10 protein-coding genes are annotated in these 15945 nt (G+C 68.3%); all 10 read left to right on the top strand.

The genetic code is table 11. The features are described 5' to 3' along the window. Positions 1–99 precede the first annotated feature (99 nt). A complete protein-coding gene (locus NR792_RS17780) occupies positions 100–348 on the top strand; it encodes a hypothetical protein (protein ID WP_375761210.1) in 249 nt (82 codons plus the stop codon). A gap of 107 nt (positions 349–455) precedes the next feature. Next, positions 456–1193, top strand: a complete 738-nt coding sequence (locus tag NR792_RS17775; protein WP_375761209.1) for a formylglycine-generating enzyme family protein — start codon at positions 456–458, stop codon at positions 1191–1193. A gap of 212 nt (positions 1194–1405) precedes the next feature. Then, positions 1406–1903: a hypothetical protein gene (locus NR792_RS17770; protein ID WP_375761208.1), complete on the top strand. Its 498-nt coding sequence runs from the start codon at positions 1406–1408 to the stop codon at positions 1901–1903. A 46-nt stretch (positions 1904–1949) separates the two neighbouring features. Next, on the top strand, positions 1950–3713 hold the full coding sequence (locus NR792_RS17765; protein ID WP_375761207.1) for an Hsp70 family protein: 1764 nt from the start codon (positions 1950–1952) through the stop codon (positions 3711–3713). Between the two features lie 165 nt (positions 3714–3878). Beyond that, positions 3879–5399, top strand: coding sequence for a S16 family serine protease (locus NR792_RS17760; RefSeq protein ID WP_375761206.1), 1521 nt, complete (start codon positions 3879–3881; stop codon positions 5397–5399). Beyond that, positions 5396–7681, top strand: coding sequence for a DnaJ domain-containing protein (locus tag NR792_RS17755; RefSeq protein WP_375761205.1), 2286 nt, complete (start codon positions 5396–5398; stop codon positions 7679–7681). The genes NR792_RS17760 and NR792_RS17755 overlap by 4 nt, the downstream gene beginning before the upstream one ends. After that, complete coding sequence (locus NR792_RS17750) at positions 7678–9462, top strand: tetratricopeptide repeat protein (protein ID WP_375761204.1); 1785 nt, start codon at positions 7678–7680, stop codon at positions 9460–9462. The genes NR792_RS17755 and NR792_RS17750 overlap by 4 nt, the downstream gene beginning before the upstream one ends. Positions 9463–9561: 99 nt before the next feature. Continuing rightward, positions 9562–12948 carry a type I restriction-modification system endonuclease gene (gene hsdR / locus NR792_RS17745; RefSeq protein ID WP_375761203.1) on the top strand — a complete coding sequence of 1129 codons (3387 nt, stop codon included), beginning with the start codon at positions 9562–9564 and terminating at the stop codon, positions 12946–12948. Beyond that, entirely contained in the window at positions 12945–14381 is a 1437-nt protein-coding gene (locus tag NR792_RS17740) for an N-6 DNA methylase (protein WP_375761202.1), read from the top strand. Before hsdR ends, NR792_RS17740 begins: the two co-directional genes overlap by 4 nt. Continuing rightward, positions 14378–15916 carry a restriction endonuclease subunit S gene (locus NR792_RS17735; protein ID WP_375761201.1) on the top strand — a complete coding sequence of 513 codons (1539 nt, stop codon included), beginning with the start codon at positions 14378–14380 and terminating at the stop codon, positions 15914–15916. Before NR792_RS17740 ends, NR792_RS17735 begins: the two co-directional genes overlap by 4 nt. Positions 15917–15945: the final 29 nt, after the last annotated feature.

Below are 15945 nucleotides of genomic sequence, written 5' to 3'. Positions count from 1 at the left end.
CGGTCATCTCAGACGAAGCCATGCCCCTGTTATGGTGGCGCGGTACCCCGAGGGCAAGTCGAAGAGCGCTGACGTCGCGCGGGCTATTTTCACTCGTCCGTGGCGCAGAAGAACGAGCTGCTCTTCCAGCGGGGCGTGAACTTCAACGACCTGCCGAACTGGCAGAAGCGCGGGACGGGGCTCTACCGGGAGACGTACGCGAAGGAGGCGCGCGACCCGAGGACCGGGGAGACGGTCCTCGCCGAGTGCCGCCGCCTCAAGGTGGACTACGAGCTGCCGATGAAGGACGCGTACGACGCGTTCATCCTGTCGTTGCTGGAGGGCGTGGAGCGATACTCTCCGGGATGACTTCGACTTCCTTCCTGGCCCGTCCGGGTGCCGCCCTCCTTGTGCTCATGGCGTGCTGTGGAACCGCGAAAGAAGGCGCGGCTCCGCGCGACGCCCGCGTGGAGCCTGTGGCCCCGCCTGAGTCGGTGTGGCTGCCGGCCGGACGCTTCGAAATGGGCTCGCCGGCGGGCGAGCCGGGGCGGGATGTGGACGAGGGGCCCCGGACGGAGGTCGCGTTCGAGCGCTTCCAGATGGATGTCGTGCCCGTGACGGTGCGGGCCTTCGCGGCGCGACGTGAGCAGGTGCGCGCGAAGGATCCCCAGGCGCGTTGGTGGACCGATGCGGAAACCCCGAAGGAATGGCTCGGCCGCTGCAACCTGGACTCCGAGCGCATGGACCATCCCGTGACCTGCGTGGACTGGCGCGCCGCGCGGGCCTACTGCGAGCTCGTGGGCGGAGCACTGCCCACGGAAGCGGAGTGGGAATACGCCGTGCGTGCCTCGACGGCCTCCGCCTACTGGTGGGGCGAGTCGTTCGACGCGGAGCACGTGGTCGGCTCGGTGTCCTGCGCGTCGCGAGGCTGCCGTGGCGGCACGGCACCGGTGGTCCACTCCGGGCCGCGATGCAACGGCTGGGGGCTCTGCGACATGGCCGGGAACGTGTGGCAATGGACCGCCACCGGCTACCAGGAGCGGCTTGGCGAGGACGCGCCTCCCGAACCCTCCGGCGTGCCAGCGAAGCCCGTCCACCGTGGAGGCTCCTGGCTCAATCACGTGCCCTCCCTGTTCCGGTCCGCCCACCGGGGCCTCGCCTATCCGAAGAACGGCCTGACGGGGGTGGGGTTCCGTTGCGTGCGCCGGCCCTGAGCAACGCAACGTTGGAGCGCAGGGGCACTCGGGGTGTCGCAAAGCCAGTCCTGCCCGCCGGGTCCGTATTGCCTGGATGGCAGCCCACGGGGTCGTGAGGCGCTGTCCTATCCGGGGCGGGGGATTGCGCGCCTTCGCCCGGGTGCCGCAGGATTCGCGCTCGCGCCGCCGGGGCCCTGCGGCACGGCGCGACGGTTTCGAGGGGGACGCATATGGTCATTTTCGGTTCGAGGCTCTACGGCAAGGTCGATGCGATTCCGGGCCTGGGCTACGTGGCGACGAAGTTCGGTCACATCAACTTCGTGCCGCTCATCCCGCTGGAGGGCTGGCTCGTCGTAAGCCAGGAGGGCAACGGCTGGCGCGGGCAGGCCATCGGCATGAGCGGCAAGTCCGTGCTCGTGGCGTGGGCGCGCATGCTGTTCATCGTCGTGGGGCTCGGCTCGCTCTTCTTCGGCTTCATCAACTTCACGAATCACGAGATGCAGGACGCCATCGTTCCGGGCGTGCTCGCGCTGGCCTGCATTGGCGGGCTCGTCGCTTCGTACACCTGGAAGTGGGTCACCCACGCGTCGCCGGAGCGCGCGATGGAGATCGCCCGTGAGGCGGGAATCAGCGAGGAGGGGCTGAGGCAGCTGCACCGCCTGTACTCGGCTCCGGAGGCCTCCCCCGTCGCCGCGCCGGCCCAGCCGTGGACTCCGCCGGAGTCCTAGTCCGCCACTCGCGGTCCTCCTGGCGAAAGGCCCGGGTTTCCCTCTCATGAGTCATGTCGTTGGCATCGATCTGGGCACCACGCACTCCCTGGTGGCCGCGCTCGACGGCGCGGGCCGTCCGAATCTCCTCACCAACCGGCTGGGGCAGCGGCTCACGCCCTCGGTGGTGGGCCTGGACGCGGAGGGGCGGCTCCACGTGGGCGAGTCCGCGCGCGCGCAGCTGCTCGTGCATCCGGAGCGCACCATCGCGGAGGTGAAGCGGCGCATGGGCCGCGACCTGCCGGTGACGCTGGGGGACCGGCGCTACAGCCCCACGGAGATCTCCGCGCTCATCCTGCGCGCGCTGCGCGAGGACGCGGAGCGCGCGCTGGGCGGCACCGTGACGGAGGCGGTCGTCACGGTGCCCGCGTACTTCAGCGATGCGCAGCGCCAGGCGACCAAGGATGCCGGTGAGCTGGCGGGGCTCAAGGTGGAGCGGCTGCTCAACGAGCCCACCGCCGCGGCGCTCGCGTACGGCGTGAACCACCTGGACGCCGAGCAGTACGTGCTCGTGTACGACCTGGGCGGCGGCACGTTCGACGTGTCGGTGCTGGAGATGTTCCAGGGCGTGCTGGACGTGAAGGCGTCCGCGGGCAACAACCAGCTGGGCGGCAGCGACTTCGACCAGGCGCTGGCCGCGTGGCTGGGCGCGGAGTTCGAGCGCACCCACGGCGTGTCGCTGAGCGGGAACCTGGCGGCGCAGGTGCGGCTCAAGGCGGCGGCGGAGGCCGCGAAGATCGCGCTCACGTCGGTGGAGGCCACGCCCGTCATCGTGCCGTTCCTCGCGCCGGGCCGGGGTGGCACGCCCGCGTCGCTGGAGGTGGAGGTGACGCGCGCGAGGTTCGAGGCGCTCATCACGAACCTGGTGCGCTCCACGCTCGAGCCGATGGAGAGCGCGCTGCGCGACGCGAAGCTGTCGAAGAAGTCCATCGCGGAGGTGGTGTTGGTGGGGGGCAGCTCGCGCGTGCCGCTGGTGCGCCGGCTGGTCGCCGAGTACTTCGGGCGCGAGCCGCGCGAAGGCGTGCACCCCGACGAGGCGGTGGCGCTGGGCGCCGCGCTTCAGGCGGGACTGAAGACGGGCGCGGTGAGCGCCGCGCACGGCATCATGATCACCGACGTGTGTCCGTTCACGCTGGGCGTGGAGGTGCAGGCGACGGTGGGGCGCGAGCGGGTGGGGGGCGTCTTCTCGCCGCTCATCCCGCGCAACACGACGGTGCCGGTGTCGCGCACGGAGACCTTCGCCACCACGGCGGACGGGCAGCGCGCGGTGGAGATCCGCGTGTTCCAGGGCGAGGCGCGGCTGGTGAAGGACAACCTGCTGCTGGACGCGTACACGGTGGAGGGCGTGCCTCCCGAGCGTGCGGGGACGGAGAAGGTCGCGGTCACGTTCACGTACGACATCAACGGCATCCTCGACGTCACGACGCGGGTGGTCTCCACGGGCAAGGAGGCCACGCTGGTGGTGGACAAGCGCTCGCAGCGCCTGGGGCCGGAGCAGCGGCTGGAGGCGAAGGAGCGGCTGGCGCGCGAGTGGGGCGCGGCCCCGGGAGCGCCGGTGCCCATGCCGGCGGCTGCGCCCGTGTCCCCGGAGGCCGACGCGGAGGCACTGCTGACCGCCGCGACCGAACGGATCGCGACCGCGCCGGCGGGCGTGCGTCCCCGGCTGGAGTCGCTGTGCAACGCCCTGCGTGAGGCCCGTGCGAAGGGGGACCGCGTCGCCGCGTCCCGCTTGGATGCGGAGCTGACCGACCTGCTGTTCGACCTGGGCTGAGCGAGCACGTGCCTCCGACCGAACTCCAGCGCCCGGTGGCGCAGCGCTCCCCGGGCCCGTTGGGCTGGGCCGAGAGGTCATTCCTGGAGCGCGCATGCTCCTGACCGAGCTCAAGCGCGCGGTGGTGCTGCGTCCGGCGGAACCCTCGGCGCGCCTGGAGCACGCATGCTCCTGACAGAACTCAAGCGCGCGGTGGTGCTGCGTCCGGCGGAACCCTCGGCACGTCTGGCATTGGCCGAGGCGCTCTTTCAGGAGCGCGACTTTCGCGGTGCCGCGGAGCATGCGCGCAAGGCCCTGGACCTGGGCGGAGGCGGGCCCGCGCGCCGCCTCCTGTGCGGTGCCTGGGCTCGCGATGGCAAGCGGGCCGAAGCGCTGAAGCTGCTGGAGACGTCCGTTCGTGAAGCTCCCCGCGATGCGTCCCTGCGCGCGGACTTGATCACGTTCCTGGAGGACGAGCGGCCAGACGACGCGCTCGTGCATGCGTTCGAGGCCGCCGAAGCCGCGCCCGGTGAGCTGGAGGCCTGGCGCGCCGTCATCCGGCTGTGCGAACGCACGAACCGTCCTTCCGAAGCCATGCCCGCGCTCAGGCGGGCCCGGCTGCTCGCGCCCGAGGATCCACGGCTCGCGGAGTCGGTGCTCGGTGCGCGTTCCGCGCTCGGGCTTCCCGCCACCACCGCCATGCTGGACGCGCCTCCCCTGGAGCAGGCCGCGCTGGCGCTCAAGCTGCCCACGGCGCGCGCCGCGCTCTCCCAGGCGAAGCTCGATGCAGCCGTCGAGGCACTCACCCGAGGTGCGCTCGCGGAGGCGAAGCGGCAGCTCGTGGTCGCGCCCGCCGCGACCCGGACCAGTGCCGCCGCGGCCCTGCTTCGCGCGGAGTTGCTGTGGCTGGAGGGACGCCCCGCCGCCCAGGTGGAAGAGGCCCGTCGCGCCGCATTCGAGATCGCCAGCGCACCCGGGGCCGCCGCGCTGCGCCTGGGTGATCATCGGCTCGAAGCCGGAGCGCTGGACGAAGCGCGCGAGCTCTATGCCATCGCGGCGGCGAACGGAGAGTCCCTGGCGGCCGCGGGCCGCGAGGCCGAGGTCGCCGAGCGCCGCCGGTTGCTGGCGCGCGACCTGCCCGCGGTGGGCCGCGTGGGCGTGCTCGGCTGGCATCCGGGAGGCGGACATGTGTCTCCGCTGGAGGCGGTCGCGGTGCCCGGGCGCGGCGTGCTGCGGTGCAGTGGCCATGTGGGCCCCGAGGGCCAGGAGGCTGCGGACGTGGCCTTCAGCGTGGTGCGTGCCCGCGCTCCCGCGCTGAGCCTGGGAACGCTCACGACCCGCTACGACCTGCACCTGCACTACACGGACACCGAGGTGGGCAAGGACGGCCTGTCGTCCGGTCTCGCGCTCTCGCTCGCGGGCCTCTCCGCGTACACGCAGCGCCCGTTGCCCGCGCGGCTGGCCGTGACGGGCGAGGTGACGTTGAACGGTGAGGTGCGGCGGGTGGGCGGCGTGCACGAGAAGCTGGTGGCCGCGTACCTCGAAGGCATGCGCGTGGTGCTGCACCCGCGCCGCAACCTGGATGACGTGGCGGCGCTGCCGCCCGAAGTGACCGGGCGTCTGCGCCTGATCGCCGTGGACAGCTTGGATGAGGCGTGGCGGCTCGTGAACGCGGCCGTGAACACGCCAGGACTGGAGCGAAGGTGAACAACGAGCCCCGCCAGAACCCCTACGAGGTGCTGGGCGTCGAGAAGGACGCGGACGCCCGCGCCATCAAGAAGGCCTACTTCGAGCGCGTCCGGCAGAACCCGCCGGAGACGCACCCGGAGGAGTTCCGGCGCCTGCGTGAGGCGTACGAGCTGCTCTCCGACCCGGAGGCGCGTCAGGCCTTCGACGCCAGCACCGCGGCGCAGGCGGACGGCCCGGAGGCGGCGGGCAACGCGCACCTCCAGGAAGCCATCAACCTGTTCGAAGCGGGAGACAAGGACGGGGGCCGCAACGTCCTCACCACGCTGCTCACCGAGCAGCCCGACTTCCACGACGCGCGCCTCCTGCTGGGCCGCCACTTCCTCTTCGAGGGCGAGCTCAAGCAGGCGCTGGCGGAGTTCGACGCGCTGCTCGAGCGCGCGCCCGACCACTGGCAGGGACACCTGCAGCGGGGCTGGGTGCTGGTCCGCCAGGAGCAGCTGAAGGAGGCCGCGGATGCCTTCTGGCGCGCGGGCAAGCATGGCCCCTCGGAGGTGGGCCCGCGCGTGGCACTGGCCGACTGCCTGGAGGCGATGGGGCAGGTGGCGGACGCGATTGAAGTGCTCACGAAGGCGCAGGAGCTGCCCGGTGTGTCGCGGATGGACGTGCTCGCCCTCAAGGTGCGGCGCATCGCGACGATGCTGGAGTACGGCCAGGACGCCAACGTCGCGGAGGAATTGGAGAAGCTCGACGCCGAGCTGCCGGAGGGCGCCGACCCCGAGCTGCGCCGCTGGACGGGAGGCCAGCTCTCCTCCGCCGCCGCGCACCTCTTCGCCCAGCAGAAGTCCAAGGCCGCGAACCGGCTGCTCGAGTTCGGCCGGCGCTTCAACCCGGAGAGCGCCACCGAGGTCGCGTACCCGACCCGCGTCACCCTGGACGTGGACGCCCTGCCGGCCGTCACCCGTGACTGGCTGCACTCGGAGGCGGAGCGGATTGGTGGGTGGCGCGTCGTGACGACCTGGGTGATGCCGGCCATCTTCACGCTGGCGCTCGCCACCGCCACCTGCTTCCTGATGGCCTTCATCTCCTTCGGGACCTCCGAGCGCGGCGTCCTGGGTTGGGTCGGGTGCGCGGTGCTCGCGGCCGTCGCCTTCGGCGTCACCTGGGCCCAGGCCCGTCAGCTCCTGCGGGTGATGGCGAGCCCCTATGGCCGCTTCAACACCATCCATCCCCTGCACTTGATTGAAGTGGCCATCGACCGCATCACCGTGTGGCCGCTCGTGCACCTGCAGGACCTGCAGCTGGTGAACCACCAGAACAACGGCGTCTATCAGCACACCGCGCTCGAGATGCGCTTCAACGGCAAGCGCATGACCCTGACCGTGCGCGGAAAGGACAAGGCGGAGGCGGTGGCCAACGAGCTGATCGCCCGGCGCCGCCGCGTGCTGGAGCTGCTCGGCCGGGGCATGCTGGACGCGGAGAGCGGCGTGGAGCACCTGCCTCCGGCGCTGCTGGCGCGCGCGGACAAGGCGGGCCACGTGCGCGCGGGAACGCCCCGTTCGCCCTGGCCCGGCGTGTTCGCCGCCGCGGGCGTGGGCGTGGTGCTGGTGGGCGGGGCCATCTGGCCGCAGCAGCGGGTCGCGGCGGAGCACGCCTGGACGCGCGTCGCGGCCCGAGGGGACCTGGGCTCCCTGCTCGAATACCTGCGCGAGCAGCCCGACCCCCGCTTCGCTCCGGAGATCCAGGCCCGGGTGGACGCGGAGCTGGGCCGGTCGCGCGCACTGCTCGATGCCCGGTTGGATCCAGGCAGCCCCGCGGGCCCGTCCCGCGCGTTCTTCGCGGGGCTGCTGGAGGCCGTCTCGCGCACGCACAGCCGACGTGTCTCCGTGACGTGGGCGGCGCCCGAAGGCGTGCGGACGCTGCCGCAGGATGATCCCTCGGAGCTGCTCGTGAGGGCCTGGCAACGGACCGTGGATGAAGCGCTGGGGCAGGGCGTGCTGGTCGTGGACGGAGGGCGGGGTTCGCTCCATGAGGGACCGCCCCTGCTGACCCTTCGCGTGCGGGAGGAGTCGCGTCCCGGCGCGGGGAGCGGGTCGGCCCAGCGGGTCTGGTCGGTGGCCCAGGAAGGACTGGGTGCGGACGCGGCGGTCCCGCCGCTGGAGCTCGTGGCCGACGCGGCGGATCCGCGCGCCGCGGAGGTCCTCTTCCATGCGTGGGTGGACCGCTGGCACCTGCCCGGTGCGGGCGACCGCCGCCCGCTGTTGTTGACGGCTTCGACGCTTGGCCAGGAGGCCCAGCCGTGAGTGCTCCTTCGACTTCCCGCCGTCAGGGTGTGTTGCTCCTGGGCGGCATCGGTGTCTGCGCGGTCGCCATCGTGGGCGCGGTCCGGATGCTCGGCGGCCGTGAGCGGGTGCTCTTCGTCAACGGGTTGGACTCGTCCGTCACGGTCACCGCGGGCAAGGCGCACTTCACGCTCCCGGCGAATGACTACCTGACGCGCCCGATGCCGGTCGGGCCGCTGGAGGTGGACATCCAGGGCGAGGGGGGCACGTGGGCCCACGAGACGGTGTTCGTGACCGACGAGGGCGGGCTCTTTGTCTACAACGTGCTGGGCGCCGCGCCGCTCTACACGCGGACGGTCCTCTACTCGCGGAACCAGGCACCCGGCTCCGTTCCGGAGCCCGCTCCCCAGCTCCTGGCGGGTACGTCCTTCCAGCGGGTGGGGCGCATCGATTACGTGCTCGCCGAGCCTCCCAAGAGTCTCACGTCGGACGAGTCGAGCGGAAAGACCACGTCGCGCATCCACCTGGGGATGGCGCCAGGTGGCTGGACCACGAGCGCCAGCTGGTTGTTCGCGATGCACCGCACGCTCGAGGGGGCACGCCTGGTGGAGGGACTCTCGAAGGCCCTGCCGGAGCTGCCGGGCATGGCGGAGGCGGCCCCCACCGCGAGGTCGCTGCTCGCGCGCGAGGAGGGGCCCCTGGCGTCGCTCGCCATCTCGCGAGTGGCGCGGGACGCGCGTCCGGACGACTTTGAAACGCAGCGGATGTGGATGCATGACATGCGTCGTGCCGGACGCGGCGACGAACTGCGGGCCTACTACCGGGCCGCGCTGGAGCGTGAGCCGGGCTCCGTGGTCCTGGCCGTGTTGCTCGCGCGCGTCGAGCCGGGGCCCGAAGCCACGGCGCGGCTCGAGGCGCTGGTGCGCGCTCATCCCGGGGAGCTGCTCCCCCGTCGGGCGCTGGCCGTGCGCTACGCGCGGCTGCAGCGCTGGGCGGACGCGCTCCCGCTGCTGGAGGCGATGGAGCGGGACGGCGACCCGGACTACCCGCGCTTCCAGGACACGCATGCCGAAACGCTGGTGGCGCTGGGGCGCCGCGAGGAGGCCGTCCGCAGGCTGTCGGAGCGCCTGCTCAAGGTCGGCGCCACGGAGGAGCTGCATCCGGCGTTCGTGGAGCTCTACGCGAAAGTGGTCGGGCACAGCTCGCAGGCCGGCGACAAGAACGCGACGATGCGGCAGCTCGTGGAGTGGGCCCAGAAGGACCGGCCCCAGGGCCTCGTGAGCGAGTGGCTCGCGGCCTCGCTGGGGGAGCCCGTGAACGCCGCGAAGCTGGGCGCCGCGCCCCAGGAGAACTACCTCGCGATCGCGACGCGGGTGTTGGTGGCGCTGGCCGAGGAGCCCGAGGTCGCAGCGCGCGCCTGTGCCCAGCTCGACCACCTCGCTGTCCGTCACCTGAGTCCCGAGGCGGGCCTGTTGCTGGCGGCGGAGTTCGAGCGGTTGGGGGACCCCGCGCTCGCGGCGAGGATGCTCGACGTCTTCAACTCTGAGCTGAACTACGGCGAGCTGCAGGACGTGGTGAGCGGCAAGCTGCCGGTGGAGTCGCTGGACACGCTGGACTGGGGTGAGCGCGCCGCGCTCCACCTGGTCCTCGCGCGCAAGCTGGATGCGCGGGGCGCGGACTCCAAGGCCGCCTACGCGCGCGTGAAGAAGGAGGCCCTGCTGCCCGGGCCCGTCACCATCGCGCTCGAGCGGTGGGAGCGCCCCAAGCCGTCCGGCGCCGTGGCGGGGGACACGGTGCCCTGACGGAAGGAGTGCTGCTGTGCGGGCTGGCAGGGGTGGCTTGGACCCAGCACCCCGCCCTCCGGATCTCGGGAAGCTGTGAACATTCGGTAGAGTTGGGATGTGCCTGCTCCCCAGCCGCGCTCCGCGAACTTCGACTTCCTGAGGACCCACGACCCGCTGCTCGTCGCGCTAGGGGCCCAGGCAGAGCGTTACTTCGCAGAAGATCCGACCACCTGCCTGATGAAGCTCCGGCAGTTCGCGGAGGTCCTTGCACAGCGAGCCGCCGCGAACCTTGGCCTGCTTGCTTCACCGGACCAGAACCAGGTGGACCTCATCCGTGCACTGGATTCGCGCGGTGCTCTGACCGTCGAGGTCCGTCAGGTCTTCCATGAGCTTCGGCGAGCCGGGAACGCCGCCGCGCATGAGGTCCGGGGAACGCACAGTGACGCGCTCCACGGATTGAAGATTGGCCGCGTGCTGGCCATCTGGTTCCACCGGACCTTCAGCAAGGAGCGCAACTTCAACCCGGGGCCGTTCATCCCGCCTCCTGATCCAGCACAGGAGAGCAAGGCGCTCGCGCAGGAACTGGAGCGGCTTCGGAGTGAACTGGCGCAGGCGAAGCTGGGTGCCGAAGCCTCCCTGGCCGCGGCAGCCGAGGAAGCCCGGCGGCGTCTCTCCGCGGAGGAGCGGGCTCGCAAGGATGCCGAGGAGCGCGAGGTCTGGCAGTCACTCGCCGAGGAGGCAGAGGCGAAACTCCGAGCCGGTCTCAACGCTGCACAGGTCCAGGCAGCGGCGACGCCCTCCAAGCAGCTCGACCTTCTGGTCCAGCAGGCGCAGTCCGCTGGTGCCGACCTGGACCTGGACGAGACCGACACGCGCAAGCTGATCGACGCGCAACTTCGTCAGGTGGGCTGGGAGGCCGACTCTCAGACCCTCACCTTCGCGGCGGGCGTCCGGCCGCAGCGGGGCCGCAACCTGGCCATCGCGGAGTGGCCCACCACGAGCGGTCCGGCGGACTACGTCCTCTTCGCCGGTCTGGAGGTCCTGGCCGTGGTCGAAGCGAAGCGCCGGAGCAAGGACGTACTGGGCGCCATTCAGCAAGCGAAGCGTTACAGCGAGGGCTATCGGCTCAAGGGCGATGAGGTTCTTCCAGGTGGCCCCTGGGGCAAGTACCTGGTGCCCTTCCTCTTCGCGACAAACGGCAGGCCGTACCTGCGCCAGCTCGAGTTGAAGAGTGGAATCCACTTCCTCGATGCGCGGCGTCCGACCAACCATTCCCGGGCCCTCGTCGACTGGTATTCGCCAGAGGGCCTGAAGGGGTTGCTCCAGCAGGACAAGGAGTCGTCCGAAGCGGCGCTGCGCGTGGAGCCGACGGAGTACCTCGGCCTGCGCGATTACCAGCTCAAGGCCATTCATGCAGTCGAGTCAGCGCTGGGGACAGGGCGCCGCGAATGTCTCATCGCCATGGCCACGGGTACGGGCAAGACGAGGACATTCATCGGCCTCGTGTACCGGCTCGTGAAGACGCGACGCTTCCGCCGCGTGCTCTTTCTCGTGGATCGTAGTGCCCTCGGGGAGCAGGCCATCAACGCCTTCAAGCACGCGCGTCTGGAGGGGCTGCAGACCTTCACGGACATCTTCAACGTGAAGGGCATGGAGGACATCCGGCCGGACCCCGAAACAAAGCTCCACTTCGCCACGGTGCAGGGCATGGTGAAGCGGACCCTCTACAGCGACGACGGCGAGCGGCCGAAGGTGGACGACTACGACTGCATCGTCGTGGACGAGTGCCACCGCGGCTACACCCTCGACCGGGAGATGAGCGACACGGAGCTGAGCTTCCGGAGTCAGGACGACTACATCAGCACGTATCGCCGCGTCCTCGACCACTTCGACGCGGTGAAGATTGGACTGACGGCGACGCCGGCCCTGCACACCACGCAGATTTTCGGCGAGCCGGTGTTCACGTACAGCTACCCGGAGGCGGTCATCGACGGCTGGCTCGTGGACCATGAGCCGCCGGTCCGCATCACCACCGAGCTGTCCGAGGCTGGCATCCGCTGGGCTGCTGGCGAGCAGGCCGCGACGTGGAACGTCCAGGCCCAGAAGTTCGATCTCGTTCACATGCCGGACGAACTGTCCTTCGAAGTGGATGCGTTCAACACCCGGGTCGTCACGGAGAACTTCAACCGCGTCATCTGCGAGGAACTGGCGCGTCAGATTGATCCTGCCGCGGAGGGGAAGACCCTCATCTTCTGCGCCACGGACCATCACGCGGACATCGTGGTCGCGGCATTGAAGAAGGCGTTGGATGCACAGTACGGGGGCGTGGACGATGACGCGGTGATGAAGATCACCGGCAGCTCGGACAAGCCGCTTCAGCTCATCCGCCGCTTCAAGAACGAGAAGCAGCCGAGCATCGCCGTCACCGTGGACCTGCTCACGACCGGCATCGACGTGCCGCCCATCGTGAACCTCGTGTTCCTGCGGCGGGTGAAGAGCCGCATCCTCTACGAGCAGATGCTGGGCCGGGGGACGCGCCGATGTGACGACATCGGCAAGGAGGTCTTCCGCATCTTCGATGCCGTGGACCTCTATGCGGCTCTGGAGCGCTTCACGTCGATGAAGCCGGTCGTCGTGAACCCGTCCTTCACGTTCGTGCAGCTCGCCCAGGAGGTCCTTGGCCTCAAGGACGCCGAGGCCCAGCGGCAGGTGATTGACCAGTTCGTGGTCAAGCTCCAGCGCAAGCGGCGGTCCATCGAGCAGAAGGCCGCCGAGCACTTCGAGGCCGCCGCCGGAATGCCCGTCGGCGACCTGTTGCTCTTCCTCCGGAAGAAGTCCTCCGCCGAGGTCGCGGCCTGGCTCTCAGCCCACACGCAGGTGGGCGAAGTGCTCGATACGACCACGGGGCCCGTGCCGCCCATCTACGTCAGTCATCACGCGGACTCGCTGAAGTCAGTAGAGCGGGGCTACGGCGCGGGGCGTGTCAGGCCCGGTGATTACCTGAACGACTTCGGGACCTTCATCCGGAACAACCAGAACATGCTCCCGGCGCTGCTGGTGGTGTGCCAGCGGCCGCGTGAGCTGACGCGCCAGCAGCTCAAGGAACTGAAGCTGGCGCTCGACCGGGCGGGCTACAACGAGACTTCGCTCCAGACGGCCTGGCGGGAGACGACCAACCAGGACATCGCGGCCTCCATCATCGGCTTCATCCGTCAGCGGGCACTGGGAGAGGCGCTGGTCCCGTACTCGGAGCGTGTGGACCGGGCCCTCCGTCAGGTGCTGGAAGCGAAGGCCTGGACGTCACCGCAACGGAAGTGGCTGGAGCGGATCGCCAAGCAGCTCAAGGTCGAGTCCGTCGTGGACAAGGACGCATTCGACCAGGGCCAGTTCGGGGCCAGTGGTGGCTTCACGTACTTCAACAAGGTCTTCGAGGGCCGTCTGGAGCAGGTCCTTGCTGACCTGAACGACGCTCTCTGGCAACAAGGTGGCAAGGCAACCGGATGAACACCAACGCGAACGAACTCGTACAGAAGCTCTGGAACCTCTGCTCCCTCCTCCGCGAAGACGGGGTGACCTACCACCAGTACGTCGCCGAGCTGGCCTTCGTGCTGTTCCTGAAGATGGCGAAGGAGACCAAGCGGGAGGACCAGCTCCCCAAGGGGTATCGCTGGGATGACCTGCTCAAGCGCGAGGGTACGGACCAGCTCCAGTTCTACAAGGAACTGCTCCTCTACCTCGGCACGAAGGGCAGCAGTCGTGTCCAGGACATCTACGCGAATGCCAATACATCACTGAGGCATCCGAAGAGCCTGAACGCGCTCGTGAAGGCCCTGGATGCGCTCGATTGGTACGGGGTGGACCGGGAAAACCTCGGCGACCTCTACGAAGGGCTCCTGGAGAGGAACGCCACGGAGGTGAAGTCCGGGGCAGGGCAGTACTTCACGCCTCGGCCCCTGGTGGACGCGATCATCGCCGTGGTGAAGCCGCAACCCGGTGAGACCGTACAGGACCCGGCTGCTGGAACGGGCGGGTTTCTCATCGCTGCCGACCGGTACGTCCGCTCACAGACGGACAACTACTTCGACCTCACGGAGAAGCAGCAGGCGTTCCAGCGCCGGACGGCGTTCTACGGCGTGGAGCTGGTTCCAGAGACTCGGCGTCTGGCGCTGATGAACATGGCCCTGCACGACTTGGAGGGGGAGCTGACTCTCGGCGATACGCTCTCGCCTGTCGGGCGCGACCTGCCGAAGGCGGACATCATCATCACGAACCCGCCGTTCGGGACCAAGAAGGGTGGCGGCAAGCCCGAGCGCGACGATTTCACGTTCCCGACATCGAACAAGCAGCTCGCGTTCTTGGAGCACGTTTACCGGGGCTTGAAGCCCGGAGGCCGCGCGGCCGTTGTCGTTCCGGACAATGTGCTCTTCGAGGAGAACGTTGGCCAGGAGATCCGCGCCGACCTCATGGACAAGTGCGACTTGCACACTGTCCTGAGACTTCCGACTGGCATATTCTACGCGCAGGGGGTGAAGACAAACGTATTGTTCTTTACGCGGGGACAAACGGACAAGGGCAACACAAAGGCCGTCTGGTTCTACGACATGCGGACTAATGCCCCGGCCTATGGGAAGCGGACGCCATTTCTTCGGGAGCACTTCGCCGACTTCGAGAAGCTGTTTGGCGATGATCCCAATGGAAAGAGCAGGCGCAAGGACTTGGGCGCCGAAGGCCGGCTTCGGAAGTTTAGCCGCGAGGACATTAAGGCTCGGGGCGACAATTTGGATGTAATTTGGCTTAAGGATGAATCGCTTGGCGACACCAATGCGCTCTCCGAACCGGAGGTCATTGTGTCGGAAATTCGAACGATGCTCCAAGGCGCTCTTTTGGATATCGACGCTCTTGAATCAATCCTTGGTGCCGAAAAGGTGGGGCAGTGACGAAACTTCAATCTCTACCTCCGGGATGGGGCAGCGCGCGGATTGGTGACATCTGTCAGCTCATAAATGGGCGGGCGTTCAAGCCTACGGACTGGGTGAAGTCTGGCTTACCGATCGTTCGGATCCAAAATCTCAACAACCCATCGTCGTCATTTAACTATTTTGATGGGAAGGTGGATGCCCGGTTTTTGATTGATACGGGAGAGTTGCTTTTTGCTTGGTCTGGAACGCCCGGAACATCTTTCGGAGCTCATGTTTGGGACGGTGGTCCCGCAGTTCTTAATCAGCATATATTTCGCGTCATTGTTAATGAGGGTTGTCTCGATAAGTCGTATGTTAGATATGCATTGAATCAGCGTGTTGAGTCGTTTATCGGTCAGGCACACGGGGGGGTTGGGCTTGGTCACATCACCAAAGGGAAATTTGAGGGGACGGATCTAGTTATCCCTCCGCTCAACGAGCAGCGTCGTATCGTTACTAAGCTCGAATCGCTTCTGGCCCGCAGCAGCAGCGCGAAGGAAGCCCTGGACGCCATCCCCACCTTGCTTGAGCGATTTCGTCAATCGGTGCTCGCAGCCGCATTCCGGGGCGACCTGACGCGGGATTGGCGTGAGGCTAATCCGGACGTGGCACCTGCTTCAAAGCTGTTGGAACAGATCCGCTCCGAGCGGCGCAGTCGATGGGAAAAGGTCGAGTTGGAGCGGATGCAGGCCAAGGGCAAGGTTCCCAAGGACGAGAAGTGGAAGACCGAGTACAAGGAACCCGAGTGCAACGATGAGGCGGATACCTTTGGTTCTGTCTCTGACCTTGGATGGGTCGTAGCGCCTGTCGAAGGTCTGTGCGATCCGAACCGAGGTGTGCCCTACGGCATTGTTCAAACGGGCGATGAGACGGTAGATGGAGTGCCGACCGTGCGCTGCGGTGACCTCAAAGACTTCGGTGTCGACCTCGCGTTTCTCAAGCGAGTGGCCCCGGCAATTGAGCAGCAGTACGCACGCACTCGCCTGGCTGGTGGTGAGGTCCTGCTTGCAATTCGTGGCACCGTCGGCGGTGTGGCTGTGGCATCCGAAAAGATGCGCGGGATGAACATTAGTCGCGAAGTCGCAATGCTTCCCGTACTGCCAGGTGTGGATCCCCGGTTCGTCATGTACCTCTTGGCATCGCCAGCCGCGACCGAGCTTCTTGCTGGTCGCACCAAAGGGGTTGCGCAGCAAGGGGTGAATCTCTCTGACTTGAGAAGTCTCCCCGTTCCCCTGCCGTCTCTCGGTGAGCAGGCTCAGATCGTTCGCAGGATTGATGCGGCCATGGCTCGGGCTCGGGCTATAGCCCGTGTCTGCGCAGAGGCTGTTTCCCGAACACCATCCTTGGAGGCGGCCGTTCTTGCGAAGGCATTCCGGGGTGAGCTTGTCCCTCAGGACCCGGCAGACGAGCCTGCCTCGGCCCTCCTCGAAAGGATTCGAGCGGAGCGAAATCAGCCCGCTGATAGCGAGCCAACCCCGCGCATGAAGCGGCACAGCGAAACCAAGGTCGCCTGACCATGCCCGTCCCTGACTTCCAGAGCGCA

This window comes from Corallococcus exercitus, assembly GCF_042231735.1.
Lineage (GTDB): Bacteria > Myxococcota > Myxococcia > Myxococcales > Myxococcaceae > Corallococcus > Corallococcus exercitus_B.
Note: the sequence above shows the minus strand (reverse complement) of the source record. Positions and strands in the feature narration are given on the sequence as shown.

What these genes read in the sequence shown, in the direction of transcription:
- NR792_RS17770 (WP_375761208.1), top strand. Translation starts at nt 1,406, where the DNA reads ATGGTCATTTTCGGTTCGAGGCTCTACGGCAAGGTCGATGCGATTCCG.
- NR792_RS17765 (WP_375761207.1), top strand. Translation starts at nt 1,950, where the DNA reads ATGAGTCATGTCGTTGGCATCGATCTGGGCACCACGCACTCCCTGGTG.
- NR792_RS17760 (WP_375761206.1), top strand. Translation starts at nt 3,879, where the DNA reads ATGCTCCTGACAGAACTCAAGCGCGCGGTGGTGCTGCGTCCGGCGGAA.
- NR792_RS17740 (WP_375761202.1), top strand. Translation starts at nt 12,945, where the DNA reads ATGAACACCAACGCGAACGAACTCGTACAGAAGCTCTGGAACCTCTGC.